This window comes from Variovorax sp. V15 (assembly GCF_041154425.1).
Classification (GTDB): domain Bacteria; phylum Pseudomonadota; class Gammaproteobacteria; order Burkholderiales; family Burkholderiaceae_C; genus Variovorax; species Variovorax guangxiensis.
Genome location: NZ_AP028659.1, coordinates 5,790,031 through 5,803,676, shown reverse-complemented (window position 1 = coordinate 5,803,676; position 13,646 = coordinate 5,790,031). Strand labels below are relative to the sequence as shown.

The following is a 13,646-nucleotide window of genomic DNA, read 5'->3' as shown; positions in this document are numbered from 1 at the left end:
CCTACCTGCTTACCTGCGGCGGTCGGCTTCCGTGCTCTCGTAGTACCGCGACTTGTCCTCGTACATCGCCCGGTCGGCCCGCTGCAACGCGGCTTCCAGCGGCTCGTCGCCGTGGCAGGTGGCCAGGCCGATGGCCAGGCTCAGCGCGTGGCCGCTCTGGCCGGCGTGGAACTGGTTGTTCATTTCCAGCAGCGTGAGGATGCGCTCGCGCATCGCCTCGGCGCCGCGCTCGTCGGTCATGGGCAGCAGCACCGCGAACTCGTCGCCGCCGATGCGCGCGGGCCAGGCGGGCAGGTCGACGGCCTTGTCGAGCACCTCGCCCATGCGGCGCAGCAGCGAGTCGCCGGCGGCGTGGCCCTCCTGGTCGTTGACCTGCTTGAGGCCGTTGAGGTCGATGGCCACGATCGACACCGGCCACGGGCCCTTGCGCGAGAGGCGGTTGAGCTCCTCGGTGTAGTAGGTGCGGTTGCACAGCTGCGTGAGCACGTCGTGCTTGCCGAGGTATTCGAGATACGCCTCGGCCTTCTTGCGCGCGGTGATGTCGACCAGCGAGACCAGCACCAGGTCCCAGGTGTCGAGCCGGTCGTCCTGCACCGCGAACTGCATGTGGATGTTGAGCACCTCGCCCGACAGCGAGTAGTTGAGCACTTCGCGGTGCTGCACGGTCTTGCCGTTCCACAGGTCCTGCAGCTGCTCGGCGAACGACTCGCGCATCTCGTCGCGGAAGATGCGCGGCAGGTTGCCCAGCAGCGTCTGCAGGTCGGGCGCGCCGAACATGCGCAGCGTCTCGTGGTTCACGTCGATGACGCGGATCTCCTGCATGCAGCGCGTGACGAAGTCGGGGTGCACCTTGATGAAGGTGGCGAAGTCGGTGATGCCGCGCGCGCGCAGCGTCTCCATGAGCGAGCGCACCGCGCTGAAGTCCTCCACCCACAGCGACACCGGCGAGCGGTCGAACAGGCTGCGCGCGTAGATGGCGCTCTCGTCGCGCAGGCGCTGCGCGGCCACGCGCTCGGTGACGTCGTCCAGCGCCACCAGCACGCGGCTCCAGCTGTCTTCGTAGCCGGGCAGCACGCGGGCGCGCACGCGCACGTCGAGCCGGCGTCCGTCGAGTGCGTAGTTGACGGTCTCGCTCTCGAAGCTGAGCTGGCCGCGCCAGAGCTGGTCGAGCTCGTGCACCACGGTGGACGACATGTCGCCGCGGAACACGCGGTCGAGCGCGCCCAGCAGGGTCTGCTCGCTGTCGGCGCCGAAGAGCTTCAGCGTGTGCTGGTTGACCCGCAGCACCTTCAGCAGCGCCATGCAGTCGCTGATCCGCTGCGGTTCGGCCTGCAGGTGCGCCACCAGGTCGGTGATGCCCTCGGCGCGCCAGCCGTCGAGCTTGCGCTTGAGGTCGCCGTAGTCCTCGATCCAGAGGGAGACCGGCGCCAGGTCGAACATGGCGTCGAGGTCGCCGGCGGCGGAAGGCGAAACCGGCGTGGAGCCGGAGGTGGCGGCGGGCAGGGCCATCGATGAAGCTTTCGTGGAAGCGGCTGCAGCCAATGCTGGCGGGCTGGCGCGAGGAGGTCTTAATTATTAACTGCGGCCAACCCGGCTCAGCGGCTGTAGAGGCCCACCACGCTCTGGCCGCCCAGCGCACGGCCCTTGAGCGCGGCCAGCAGCGCGTCGCGGCCCAGGCCGGCGGGCAGGCTGCCCGGCGCGAGCTCGGTGGCGATCACTGTCATGACGTAGTGGTGCGGCCGGTCGCCCGCCGGCGGGCACATGCCGCGGTAGGAGGGCGTGCCGGCCACGTTCGGGCCCATGGTGAAGTCGAAGTTCGAACCCGCGGCCCCTTCGCCCGCCTTGAGCTCGCCGCGCTCGGCCGCGATGTTGTAGGCCACCCAGTGCGACACGCCCAGGCCGGCCGCCCCGTCCGGGTCGAACACCAGCACCGCGACCGACTTGGTCTTGGCCGGCAGGTTGCTCCAGGCCACCGGCGGCGAGATGTTCTTGCCGCCGCAGTCGCCAACGCCCGCGTGCTCGGCCGGAATCGTGCCGCCGTCCGCGAAGGCGCTGGAGCTGACCTTCATGCCCGTGGAGCCCTTGCCCACCGGCGAGGACATGCCCGCGCAGCCCGCCAGCAGGCCGGCCAGCGCGAGCGCCGCGGCCGGCAGGGCCGCATGCGGGAGAGTGCGAAATCGGGTGTTGCAGTTGCGCATGTCGTTGCTCCTGGATGGTTGTTGTCTTGTCCTGGCTTGCTTTCAGCCGGCCGCGCCGGGCCAAACGCTGCCGTCGGCCTTCTCGTGCACGGCCACCGGCGTGAGCCGCGCGCCCCGGCACGGGCCGCCGACGCACTTGCCGGTGTCGGGCTCGAAGATGGCGCCGTGCCGCGCGCACATCAGGAAGCGGCCTGAACTCTCCAGCACCTGGCCCTCGAAGTCGAGCGGCCCGCCGGCATGCGGGCACTGGTTGAGGTAGGCGTGCACCGCGCCCTGCCAGCGCACCGCGAAGGCCGGTACGCCCTCGGGGGTGTTGAACCTGGCGGCCAGGCCGCGTTCGGCAAGGCTCGTGGCCAGCGGCAGGGCCGATGCGGCGGATGGATCAGGCTGTGGGGCGGTCGTGGCGGCTTCGGTCATCTGACCGCGAGCCTAGCCAAGGTTCAGGCGCTGCGCAACGCGCGGCGTGGCATTGTCTCGTCGGACGGGGCCGCGTCCAGCGGGCCGAGCCGGCGCATCTTGTCGTACAGCGTCTTGCGCGGCACGCCCAGGCGTTCGGCCGCGGCGGCGGCGCTGCCGTTGCAGGCCTCCAGCGCCTCGCGGATCAGGTAGCGCTCGAACTGCGCCATCTGCTCGTCGAGCGAGCGCGGCTCCTGCGCGAGGCTGCGGAAGCCCTCTTCGCCGTCCCACAGCCCGAGCACGAAGCGGTCGGCGATGTTGCGCAGCTCGCGCACGTTGCCGGGCCAGGCATGCGCCATCAGCGCCTGCAGGTGGCGCGGCGCGACGGCGGGCTGCTCGCGTCCGTGGCGCAGCGCCGCCTGCATCGCGAAGTGGGTGAACAGCAGCGGGATGTCCTCGCGCCGTTCGCGCAGCGGCGGCAGGTGCAGCACCACCACGCTGAGGCGGTAGTAGAGGTCGTCGCGGAACTTCTGCGCCTGCGCGGCCTGCAGCAGGTCGGCCTTGGTGGCGGCGACCACGCGGCTGTCCATCGGGCGCAGCTCGTTGGAGCCCAGCCGCTCGAACTGCCGCTCCTGCAGGGCGCGCAGCATCTTGACCTGCAGGTTCATCGGCATGGTCTCGATCTCGTCGAGGAACAGCGTGCCGCCGCGCGCATGCTCGATCTTGCCGATGCGCCTGCGCGCCGCGCCGGTGAAGGCGCCGGCCTCGTGGCCGAACATCTCGCTCTCGAACAGCGCCTCGGGCATGCCGCCGCAGTTGATGGCCGCGAAGTTGCCCTCGCGCCGGCGCCCGCAGTCGTGCAGGCAGCGCGCCACCAGCTCCTTGCCGGTGCCGGTCTCGCCGAGGATCAGCACGTCGGCGTCGGAGCTGGCCACGTCCAGCACCAGCCGGCGCAGCCGCTGCATGGCCGAGGAGCGCCCGATCAGCCGCGCCTCGATCGATTCGTAGCCGGCGAGCTTGCGGCGCAGCTGGTCGACCTCGAGACTCAGCGCGCGCTTCTCCAGCGCCCGCTGGACCACCTCGGTGAGCTGGTCGGGCGAGAAGGGTTTCTCCAGGAAGTCGTAGGCGCCCAGGCGCATGGCCTGCACCGCCATGGTGATGTCGCCGTGGCCGGTGACGAGGATGACGGGCAGCGTCGGGTCGATCTGCAGCGCGCGCGACAGCAGCGCCAGCCCGTCCATGCCGGGCAGCCTCACGTCGGTGACCAGCACGCCGGCAAAGCCCGGCACCACGCGCGGCAGCACCTGCTCGGCCGAGCCGAAGCCCGTCACGCGCAACCCCGCCAGCTGCAGCGCCTGCGTGCTGCCCAGCCGCACGGCCGGGTCGTCCTCGACGAAAAGAACCTCGAGTTCGTGTTCAGTCATGAAATGTTCCCTGCGTTGGGCGTGCCGCCATCGCGCAGCGTGACGACGAAGGCCGCGCCGCCGAGTTCGCTCTCGCCGGCGCGCAGCAGCCCGCCGAAGTCGCGCACGATGCCGGCCGAGATGGCCAGCCCCAGTCCCAGGCCCAGGCCCTGTTCCTTGGTGGTGAAGAAGGGCTCGAAGAGGCGCGGCATCACCTCGGGCGCGATGCCGGTGCCGTTGTCGTGCACCTCCAGCGCCACGCCCTCGGCGCTGCGGCGCGCCGCGATGCGCACGCGGCGCGGGCTGGCACCGGCGGCGGCTACCGCGTCGAAGGCGTTGACCAGCAGGTTCACCAGCACCTGCTCGAGCCGGTTGCCCTCGCAGCGCGCGAAGAGCCCGGGCTCGATGAACTGTTCGAGCTCGATGCGCTCCTGGCGGATGCGCTGGCCCAGCAGGAAGAGCGCATCGGCGATCACGTCGGCCAGCGCCACCGACTGCAGTTCCACCGCCGAGCGGCGCGCGAATTTCTTCAGCTGCGCGGTGATCTGGCCCATGCGGTCGGTCAGCTCGCAGATGGTGCGCAGGTTCAGGTCGACCTGCTCGGACTGCCCGCGCTCCAGGAACACCACCGCGTTGGCCGACAGCGTGCGCAGCGCGGCCAGCGGCTGGTTGAGTTCGTGCGTGATGCCGGCCGACATCTGGCCCAGCACGGCCATCTTGCCGGTCTGCACCAGGTCGTCGAGCGTGTTCTTCAGCATCTCCTCGGCGCGCTTGCGCTCGGCGATCTCGGTCTGCAGGTGCTGGTTGGCCTCGCTCAGCGCCTCGGTGCGCAGCTCGACCTTGTGCTCCAGCTCGTCGTAGGCGCCCTGCAGCGCCTCCCGCGCTGCCAGCCGCTGGTGCACGATGCGCCGGCGCTGCTGCAGGTACATCACCAGCAGCGTGAAAAACACCAGCGCGAACATCGTGGCCAGCGCGCTGGTGCGTGCGAGCGCGTGCGCCGGCTTCATGTCCGACAGCATGATGAGCTTCCAGTCGGTGCCGTCGACCGGGCGGCTGTCGAGCAGGTAGTCGGGGCCGAAGGGCGTGGCGCCGGGGCGCTGCGGCGCCTCCTCGTTCGCGCGCAGCTGCACCACGGTGCCTTCGCCGCCCGACAGCGGCCGGTGCTCGCGCATGTCGATGGGCGTGAGCGCGCCGGCCTCGGTGTACTGGCGCGTCTGCGCGAGCTGCCGGAGCGTCTCGCTCGACAGCGGGCGCAGCGCGCGGAATTTCCAGCCGGGGTTGGACGAGAGGAACACCACGCCGTTGCCGTCGATGGCGAACACGCGGTCGGCCGAATGCGACCAGGCCGCATCCAGCTTGTCGAGGTTGACCTTCACCGTCGCCACGCCCAGCCGGCGCGCGCCGTCGATGATGCCGAAGGAGAAGTAGTAGCCCGGCTCGCGGCTGACCGTGCCGATGCCGTAGAAGCGCCCCGGCACGCCGCGCAGCGCGTCCTGGAAGTAGGGGCGGTAGGAGAAGTTCATGTCCACGAAGCTGCCCGGCTGGTTCCAGTTGCTGGCGGCCAGCGTGAGGCCGGTCTCGTCCATCACGTAGATGGCCGAAGCCTGGGCGTGCGCGTTGACGGTCTCGAGGTAGACGTTGGCGTCCAGCTGCTGGCCGGCGTCGCGCGGCTTGCGCAGCAGGTCGAGCACGTCGGGGCTCAGCGACACCACCTGCGGCAGGTATTCGTAGCGGCTGAGCTCGCTGCGCAGGCTGGTGGCGTAGATGTCGAGCCGGTGCAGCGTGCCCTGCTGCAGCGAGCGGATGCCCGCGCGCTCGCCCAGCAGGTAGGCCAGCGCGCCGCCGGCCGCGATGAGGCACAGCCACACGCAGACGGCGGCCCACAGGCGCCAGCGCGCAAGGGCCGGCGCCCCGGCCGCGAGGGCGGGGGCGTCGCCGTGGAAGCGCGCCAGCACGGCCTTGTCGCGCAGGTCGTCGGGCGATCCGGCAAAGCCGGCCCGGTAAGGCGCGGAAAGCTTCAGCACGGCGCGGCCGGCCGATAGGAGCAGTGACGACACGGGAGCGGGAAGCGGGAGTCCGCCGTCGGGCAGCAAAGGGCCCTGATGGTATGCAGCACTCCCTGCCGCGCCGAGGCGGAATTACCCTCGCTGTCGCCCATGCGTCGCACCATGCGCGTGCCTCAGTCGGCGTACACGCCGGCAGCCTTGATGACCGGGCCGAAGCGCGCCACCTCCTGCTGCACGAACTTCCTGTGCTCGGCCGGCTCGACGCGCCGGTCGGCCACCACCACCGCGCCCAGGCCTTCCTCCTTCCTGATGAAGTCGGGGTCCTTCAGCGCGACCTTGAGCGCGTCGTTGAGCTTCTTGAGCACCGGCGCGGGCGTGCCCTTGGGCGCGTACAGGCCGTGCCAGATGGTCACCTGGAAGTTCTTCAACCCCGACTCGTCCAACGTGGGCAGGTCCTTCAGCGCGGGCGTGCCCAGCCGCTTGAGCGTGGTCACGCCGTAGGCCTTGACCTTCTTCGCCTCGATCTGCGAAGTGGTGTTGGTGGTCTGGTCGCACAGCAGGTCGATCTGCCCGCCGAGCAGGTCGGCGATGGCGGGGGCGGTGCCCTTGTAGGGCACGGTGGTCATCTCGGCCTTGAGCTCGCTTTGCAGCAGCAGCCCGCACAGGTGCGAGGCCGAGCCGATGCCCGCGTTGCCGAGGTTGGTCTTGCCCGGGTTCTTCGCGATCCATTCGCGCAGTTCCTTGAAGTTGCCGGCCTCCAGCTGGGGCTTGCCGATGACGGTCATGGGCACGTCGTTGATCATGCCCAGGTACTCGAAGTCGGTCTCGTAGTCGTAGGGCAGCTTGCGGTAGAGCACCGGCGTGGTGGCCATGCCCACGTGGGTGAGCAGCAGCGTGTAGCCGTCGGGCCGGGCGCGCGCCACCTTGGCGTTGCCGATGGTGCTGCCGGCACCGGCGGCGTTGTCGATCACGATGCTGGTGCCGTCCAGCGGCTTGCGCATGGCCTCGGCCAGGTCGCGCGCCACCCGGTCGGTGGGGCCGCCGGCCGCGAAGGGCACGACGATGGTGATGGGCTTGCCCGCGGGAAAGTCCTGCGCGTGCGCGCCGGTGGCTGCAGCGAGGCCGAGGGCCAGGCCCAGTGCGAGGTGGACGGCGGACACAGGGGTCTTCTTCATGGATGCTTTCAAGGTTCACTCCAGGGGAAAAGGCGGGCGGGCCTGCATGTGCGGTCGCGCGTGCAGGCCGCCCGCGGCTTGGCTTACAGGAAGCTCGACATCAGCTTCTTCGTGATGTCGAACAGCAGGTTCACGGGCGACGGCCCGAACGACAGCCAGGTGCCGGCGAGCGGCTGCTGGCCGACGCCGGGCTTGGTCCAGTCGCACACGCCGTCGGGGAAGGCGGCGCTCAGGCGCGCCCATTGCGTGGGGTTGAAGCTCACGCTGTAGTCCGACGGGTTCAGCGGCTTCAGCTGGCACTTGGCGATGTCGTCGGTGAGCGGGCCGCCCGCTGCCATGCGCGGCGTGGTGCCGGCTGGGTAGAAGGTGTTGCACGCGCCGGTGCCGAAGGCGGTCTGCTCCTCGGTGTACTTCAGGCCCGCGTTCCAGCAGGCGTCCTGCAGGTCGGCCGGGCGGTTGGCGGCGATCTTCTGTGCCTTGGTGCGCTCGGAGGTGTCGGCCTTCACCGCGGTGAGCCACTTCACCATCTCGTCGAAGGCGGCCGCGCTGCCGCCGCCCATGGTCCACATCACGTGGTTGTCGATGTTGCCGTTGGCGCGGCGCAGGCGCTCGCGCATCGAGAACGAGTGGATCTTGGTGTGGATGTCGCCGCCGGTGGCGCCGTCGTTGTAGTCGCGCAGGTCGATGATGGCGGTGGAGGCCAGCCCGCCCGCGCCGTTGACGATGCGGCCCGACTGGTAGGCCCGGCGCAGCGCGTCGATGTCGCCCACGGTGCGCGCGGCGGTGCGCTTCATGTCGCGGTCGACGCCGCCCACGCGCTCGTTCAGGTCGAGGAACTTCTCGATGCCGAGCTTGCCCTCGTTGAGCGCGTTCAGGCCGTACTGGATGCCCACGTTGTCGATAGGGCGCAGCGCGAAGCCCTCGGCCTCGGTCTTGCCGTAGACGTTCACCGTGTGGTCGAACACCGTCGCGCGCGCGCCCGTGGGGTTGGTCAGCGCGTTGTAGCGCTGCTCGGCGGGCACGCCCGCGGGGAACGAAACAGTGGGGTCCAGGCGACCCGCGCTGTTGCTCATGTTGGGGATGTTGCCGATCTGCAGGTAGCCCGAGATCGCCTGCTTCTCGGCCGTGGTGTAGGCCAGCGCGGCGGTGGCAGGGTCGTTGAAGTAGTTGTTGAGCACGCGCGAGTCGTGCAGCTTGAAGATGGTGGAGGAGGTGACGTCGGCGAACACCTGGCTCACCACCACGCCGTCGAAGAGGCCGGGGTAGTTGTCGCTGGTCTGGTGGCTCTGGTAGGAGCCGCCCGAGCCGCCGGTGCCGATGGTGTGGGCGGGTACGCCGAAGTTCTCGATGAAGCGCTCCTTCACCATCGCGATGGTTTCCGAGGAAAGCTGGTCGTTGCAGTTGGTGCCGAAGACGTTGAGCGTGGAGGTGGTCACGGCGAAGCCGCGGCTCTGGTAGGTCGGGTTGATGAGCGTGGCGAAGTCGTTGCCCTGCTGGAACCATCCGCCCTGGCAGCCGCCACCCAGCGGGTAGAGCAGCGTGCCGTTCCAGCCGGCCGGGCGCGAGGTGGGCGAGGGCGCGGGCTCGTTGAGCACGTCGTGCAGGATCGCCGACTGGTACAGCCCGCGGTTGATCGTGCCGCTTTCGAGCCGCACCACGTAGGGCACCTGCTTGCCGTTGACGGTGAGCCAGGCCATGTTGGCCGGGTAGGCGGTGATAGATTCCGGCACGAAGCGCACGTTGCTGCCGGCGGTGGTGCGGTAGTAGTAGTCGACGCGCGTCTCCACCGAGCACTTGCCGTCGTCCAGCGGCTTGAGCACCTGGCCGCCCATGCGGGTGAAGGTGGCGTAGCCGCACACGAAGGGCTCCTCATGCGGGCCGGAGATCACCGGGCCGGTGATCGGGTAGGCCGTCAGCTGCAGCTTCGCGCTGTAGCCGCCGTAGCTCGCGACCAGCTCGTTGGAGCCCAGCTTGAGCCCCGTGACCTTGCCCACCAGGCGGCCGCTGGCGGGGTCGCGCGAGAACGCCGCCGTCACGTCCCGCCCGTCGACCGACACCGCGAGGCCGCCGTCGGCCTTCTCGCGCAGCAGCTCCAGCTCGACCAGCGCGTCGTCGCCGGTCACCAGCTGCGGCGACGAGGACAACACGCCGATGCGCACCGTGGCATCGACCGGCGGCGGGTTGCCGGGGCCGGACGGGTCGGTGGGCGTGGCGCCGCCACCGCCTCCTCCGCCTCCGCCTCCGCCGGCCGCGGGTGGGATGAAGCTGAAGCCGCCTCCACCTCCGCCGCCGCCGCCGCCGCAGGCGGTGAGCGCCAGCACGGCCAGCAGCGTGCCGATACGCACGGGGGTCGGGCGAAGGCGGGTGCTCTTCTTCTGGGTTCTGATCATCTTCTCTGTCTCCGTTGTGGTTCTGGTTGAACAAGCGATGGGGGAAAAGCGGCTCCCCCCGGCCGGCACGGCCATGCGGCGGCGCGACCCGGCGCGGGCCGGATCGAAGCGCGACGCGCGGCGCGTCAGTGCGAGGTGGTGAGTGGGAGGCCGGCCGGCGGTGGCGGCGCGGCGGCGAGTGCGGGCAGGTCGGTCATTGGCGTGTCTCCATCCTCTGTCGGGTGTGCCGCATGGATAGCAACGCATGTGCCACGCAGGCCGTCAAACCCAAGTGACTGATTCCATTGGAGTTTTTTCGGAAGACCTGCGGTTTTCCCGCAAATCGGCGGCTGAAAAACCAGCCATCGCCGGCGCCGCGCGGCCGGAAAACCGCACGCCAGGGGCAGGACACAATCAGCTTAAAACTGTATATTCATACAGTATTCGACAGATCCCATGGACATCCAGCGCAAACTCGCCATCCTGGCCGACGCCGCCAAGTACGACGCCTCCTGCGCGTCGAGCGGCTCCCAGCCGCGCGACTCGCTCGGCGGGCGCGGCATCGGCTCCACCGAGGGCGCCGGCATCTGCCACAGCTATGCGCCCGACGGCCGCTGCATCTCGCTGCTGAAGGTGCTGCTGACCAACCACTGCCAGTACGACTGCCTCTATTGCGTGAATCGCGCATCGAGCAACGTGCCGCGGGCGCGCTTCCGCGTCGAGGAAGTGGTGCAGCTCACGCTCGACTTCTACCGGCGCAACTGCATCGAGGGCCTGTTCCTCTCCAGCGGCATCGTCAAGTCGCCCGACCACACGATGGAGCAGGTGGTCGAGGTCGCGCGCCAGCTGCGCGAGGAGCACGACTTCCGCGGCTACATCCACCTCAAGACCATTCCCGACGCCAGCGACGAACTGCTGGCGCGCGCCGGCCGCTATGCCGACCGGCTCAGCATCAACGTCGAGCTGCCCACCGCCGAGGGCCTGCGCGCGCTGGCGCCCGAGAAGGACGAGAGCGCCATCCGCCGCTCGATGGCGCGGCTGCGGCTTCGCATCGACGACACCCGCGAGGAGGCGCGCCGCGTGTTGCCGATCCGCGCGCTGCCCGGCGCCGCGCCGGCCGCCGCCAAGCCGCCGCCCTTCGCGCCCGCCGGCCAGAGCACGCAGATGATCGTGGGCGCCGATGCCACCGACGACCGGCACATCCTGGCCTCCAGCGCCACGCTCTACGGCGCCTACAAGCTGCGGCGCGTGTACTACTCGGCCTTCAGCCCCATTCCCGACGCGGCCCGCGCGCTGCCGCTGGCCGCGCCGCCGCTGATGCGCGAGCACCGGCTCTACCAGGCCGACTGGCTCATGCGCTTCTACGGCTTCGAGCACCAGGAGATCGTGGCCTCGCCCGACGGCCTGCTGCGGCTGGACGTCGACCCCAAGCTGGCCTGGGCGCTGGCGCATGCGGAGCGCTTCCCGGTCGACCTGAACCACGCCCCGCGCGAGATGCTGCTGCGCGTGCCCGGCCTCGGGGTGAAGGCCGTGGAGCGGCTGCTGCAGGCGCGGCGCGTTCGACGGGTGCGTGCCGACGACCTGCGGCGCCTGCACGTGCCGGCGCGCAAGGTGCTGCCCTTCGTGGTGGCGGACGGGCACCGGCCGGCGGCCAACGCGATGGCGATGTCCGGCTCTGCTGCCGCGGCGGCAGAGCCGGCGCAGGCGGCGCTGTTCTGAGGGCGGCAAGCCTGGCATCGGCATGCGCGTGTGTCTCGAAGACCCGGTCGATCTCGATGCCTTCCGCGGCCATGCGCGGCGGCTGCTGGCTGCCGGCGTGCCGCCGGAACAGGTCGAATGGAGCGAAGGTGGCAACGATCTGTTCGGCGAAGCGCCGGACCTGCCGCCCGCGCGGGTGCAACCAGCGGTAGCCCGGCAGGCCGTGCCCGCATCCTTCGTCGAACTGTGCGCCGACGTGATCCTGCACCGCGACGCGCAGCGCCTGGCCTTGCTCTACCGCCTGCTGTGGCGCCTGGTGCACGAGCCGGCGCTGCGCCACGACCCGCTGGACGCCGACATGATGCAGGCACAGCTCATGGCCCGCTCGGTGCGCCGCGACATCCACAAGATGCGCGCCTTCGTGCGCTTCACCCGCGTCGTGGACGCGCAGGGCGCCGAGCGCCACGTCGCGTGGTTCGAGCCCGAGCACCGCATCGTCGAGGCCAACGCGCCTTTCTTCGCGCGCCGCTTCGCGCAGATGCGCTGGGCCATCCTCACGCCGCGGCGGTGCGTGGAATGGGACGGGCAGGCGCTGTCGTTCCGCGAGGGCGCGGAACGCCGCCAGAAGCCCGCGCCCGACGAGGGCGAGCAGCTCTGGCTCACCTACTACGAGAACATCTTCAACCCCGCGCGGCTCAAGCTCGCGACGATGCGGCGCGAGATGCCGCGCCGCTACTGGCACAACCTGCCCGAGGCCGCGCTGATCCAGCCGCTGGCCGATGCGGCCGAGGCGCGCAGCCAGTCGATGATCGAAGCGCCGGCCACGCCCGCGCGCCGCATCCGCCCGCCGCTGCTGATGCATCCGCGCCCGGCCGAAGGCGCGGCGCCCGCCGACCTGGACGCGCTGCGCGCCGCGGCGCATGCCTGCCGCGCCTGCCCGATCGGCGCGCTCGCCACCCAGGCCGTGTGCGGCGAGGGCCCGGCCGGCGCGCATCACATGCTCGTCGGCGAACAGCCCGGCGACCAGGAGGACCTGGCGGGCCGGCCCTTCGTCGGGCCGGCGGGCCAGCTGCTCGACCGCGCGATGGCGCAGCTGGGCTGGGCGCGGGAGAGCGTCTACCTGGCCAACGCCGTCAAGCACTTCAAGTACGAGCTGCGCGGCAAGCGCCGCATCCACAAGACCGCCGGCCAGCGCGAAGCCGAGGCCTGCGCCCACTGGCTGGACAGCGAGATCGCACTCGTGCAGCCCAAGGCGCTGGTGGCCCTGGGCGCCACCGCCGCGCGCGCCCTGCTCGGGCGGCCGGTGGCGGTGCAGGCCGAGCGCGGCGCCTGGCTGCGCGAGCGCGGGGACGGCCGGCCCGTGCTCGTCACGCTGCATCCTTCGGCGCTGCTGCGGCTGCCGCCCGAGGAGCGTGCCGAGGCACAGGCGCGCTGGCTGGACGACCTCGCGCTGGCGATGGCGGCGCCCGCGTAGAAGAAAAGAAAAAAAGAAAATCCGCGCATCCCGCGAACCGTTTCGCGGGCTCGGCGCCTCTTCGTGTCCGAGGGTCTTCCTCAGCACTCAAGAAGGATCGAAGGAATCGCCATGCTCTACGCCAAGAACCTACCCGGCTGGGAACGCGCGCTGCGCATCGCTATGGGCCTCGCCGGCCTCGCTTTCGCCGCCATCGGCTGGAGTACCGCCGGCTTCGGGCTTGCCGTGGCCGTCGCCCTCATGGGCGCCATCCTGGCGCTGACGGGCCTGTTCGGCTTCTGCCCGATGTGCGCGATGGTCGGGCGCAAGCTCGACGGAAAAGGGCGCTGAACCGTGGCCTCCGGCACCGACCGCACCGGCCTGATCCACGCCGCGCAGACCGGCGACCCGGCCGCCATCGCCAGCCTGCTCGCGGTCTGCCAGGCCGACGCGCGCCGCTACGCCTGGCGGCACTGCCAGGCCAGCGACGTGGACGACGCTGTGCAGGAATCGCTGCTGGTCATCGCGCGCAAGGTCCGGGGGCTGAAGGCCGCGGCGGCGTTCTCGTCGTGGCTTTTCACCGTCATCCGGCGCGAATGCCTGAGGCTGCAGCGCGCGATGTTCCGCCACGACCCGCTGGACGACGATGGCGATGAGGTGGCCGAGCGGCAGCTGGCCAGTCGGGGCGACGCCGCGCTGCGGCTGGACCTGACCCATGCGCTCGAATCGCTGCCCGCGCACTATCTCGAAGTGGTGCTGCTGCGCGACTTCGAGGAGCTGACCATCGCGGAGATCGCCGAGCGCCTCGGCGAGCCGGCGGGCGCCGTCAAGAGCCGGCTGCACCGTGCCCGCTCGCTGGTGCGCGAGTACCTGCTGGCGTGATCGCGGCCCGGGAGGGCGCACACGAGCCTGACGGTGCCGAAAGGGCCGGTGCGACAATCCCCGGGC

At 70.7% G+C, this 13,646-nt stretch carries 11 protein-coding genes; 4 read left to right on the top strand and 7 right to left on the bottom strand.

Going from position 1 to position 13,646, the window contains the following annotated elements; translation table 11 throughout:
- Positions 1-9: 9 nt before the first annotated feature.
- The 7 genes from ACAM57_RS27610 to ACAM57_RS27580 form a co-directional block, all read right to left on the bottom strand.
- On the bottom strand, positions 10-1,509 hold the full coding sequence (locus tag ACAM57_RS27610) for a diguanylate cyclase (RefSeq protein ID WP_369659655.1): 1,500 nt from the start codon (positions 1,507-1,509) through the stop codon (positions 10-12).
- Positions 1,510-1,595: 86 nt separating this feature from the next.
- Entirely contained in the window at positions 1,596-2,198 is a 603-nt protein-coding gene (locus ACAM57_RS27605; RefSeq protein WP_126021495.1) for a YbhB/YbcL family Raf kinase inhibitor-like protein, read from the bottom strand.
- 42 nt (positions 2,199-2,240) lie between these two features.
- Entirely contained in the window at positions 2,241-2,615 is a 375-nt protein-coding gene (locus ACAM57_RS27600; RefSeq protein WP_369659654.1) for a Rieske (2Fe-2S) protein, read from the bottom strand.
- Between the two features lie 23 nt (positions 2,616-2,638).
- Entirely contained in the window at positions 2,639-4,018 is a 1,380-nt protein-coding gene (locus ACAM57_RS27595; protein WP_369659653.1) for a sigma-54-dependent transcriptional regulator, read from the bottom strand.
- On the bottom strand, positions 4,015-6,054 hold the full coding sequence (locus ACAM57_RS27590) for an ATP-binding protein (protein WP_369659652.1): 2,040 nt from the start codon (positions 6,052-6,054) through the stop codon (positions 4,015-4,017). Before ACAM57_RS27590 ends, ACAM57_RS27595 begins: the two co-directional genes overlap by 4 nt.
- A 122-nt stretch (positions 6,055-6,176) precedes the next feature.
- Positions 6,177-7,178, bottom strand: coding sequence for a tripartite tricarboxylate transporter substrate-binding protein (locus ACAM57_RS27585; protein WP_369659651.1), 1,002 nt, complete (start codon positions 7,176-7,178; stop codon positions 6,177-6,179).
- A gap of 83 nt (positions 7,179-7,261) precedes the next feature.
- Positions 7,262-9,568 carry a DUF6351 family protein gene (locus ACAM57_RS27580; RefSeq protein ID WP_369659650.1) on the bottom strand — a complete coding sequence of 769 codons (2,307 nt, stop codon included), beginning with the start codon at positions 9,566-9,568 and terminating at the stop codon, positions 7,262-7,264.
- A gap of 435 nt (positions 9,569-10,003) precedes the next feature.
- Between ACAM57_RS27580 and ACAM57_RS27575 the strand changes: the two genes are divergently transcribed.
- From ACAM57_RS27575 to ACAM57_RS27560, 4 genes are all read left to right on the top strand, one after another.
- Positions 10,004-11,266, top strand: a complete 1,263-nt coding sequence (locus ACAM57_RS27575; protein ID WP_184634607.1) for a putative DNA modification/repair radical SAM protein — start codon at positions 10,004-10,006, stop codon at positions 11,264-11,266.
- Between the two features lie 22 nt (positions 11,267-11,288).
- A complete protein-coding gene (locus tag ACAM57_RS27570) occupies positions 11,289-12,719 on the top strand; it encodes a UdgX family uracil-DNA binding protein (protein WP_369659649.1) in 1,431 nt (476 codons plus the stop codon).
- 111 nt (positions 12,720-12,830) lie between these two features.
- Entirely contained in the window at positions 12,831-13,049 is a 219-nt protein-coding gene (locus ACAM57_RS27565; protein ID WP_369659648.1) for a DUF2892 domain-containing protein, read from the top strand.
- Positions 13,050-13,052: 3 nt separating this feature from the next.
- Positions 13,053-13,580, top strand: a complete 528-nt coding sequence (locus ACAM57_RS27560) for an RNA polymerase sigma factor (protein WP_369659647.1) — start codon at positions 13,053-13,055, stop codon at positions 13,578-13,580.
- Positions 13,581-13,646 lie beyond the last annotated feature (66 nt).

What these genes read in the sequence shown, in the direction of transcription:
- ACAM57_RS27575 (WP_184634607.1), top strand. Translation starts at nt 10,004, where the DNA reads ATGGACATCCAGCGCAAACTCGCCATCCTGGCCGACGCCGCCAAGTAC.
- ACAM57_RS27570 (WP_369659649.1), top strand. Translation starts at nt 11,289, where the DNA reads ATGCGCGTGTGTCTCGAAGACCCGGTCGATCTCGATGCCTTCCGCGGC.
- ACAM57_RS27605 (WP_126021495.1), bottom strand. Translation starts at nt 2,198, where the DNA reads ATGCGCAACTGCAACACCCGATTTCGCACTCTCCCGCATGCGGCCCTG.
- ACAM57_RS27595 (WP_369659653.1), bottom strand. Translation starts at nt 4,018, where the DNA reads ATGACTGAACACGAACTCGAGGTTCTTTTCGTCGAGGACGACCCGGCC.
- ACAM57_RS27580 (WP_369659650.1), bottom strand. Translation starts at nt 9,568, where the DNA reads ATGATCAGAACCCAGAAGAAGAGCACCCGCCTTCGCCCGACCCCCGTG.
- ACAM57_RS27600 (WP_369659654.1), bottom strand. Translation starts at nt 2,615, where the DNA reads ATGACCGAAGCCGCCACGACCGCCCCACAGCCTGATCCATCCGCCGCA.
- ACAM57_RS27610 (WP_369659655.1), bottom strand. Translation starts at nt 1,509, where the DNA reads ATGGCCCTGCCCGCCGCCACCTCCGGCTCCACGCCGGTTTCGCCTTCC.
- ACAM57_RS27565 (WP_369659648.1), top strand. Translation starts at nt 12,831, where the DNA reads ATGCTCTACGCCAAGAACCTACCCGGCTGGGAACGCGCGCTGCGCATC.
- ACAM57_RS27585 (WP_369659651.1), bottom strand. Translation starts at nt 7,178, where the DNA reads ATGAAGAAGACCCCTGTGTCCGCCGTCCACCTCGCACTGGGCCTGGCC.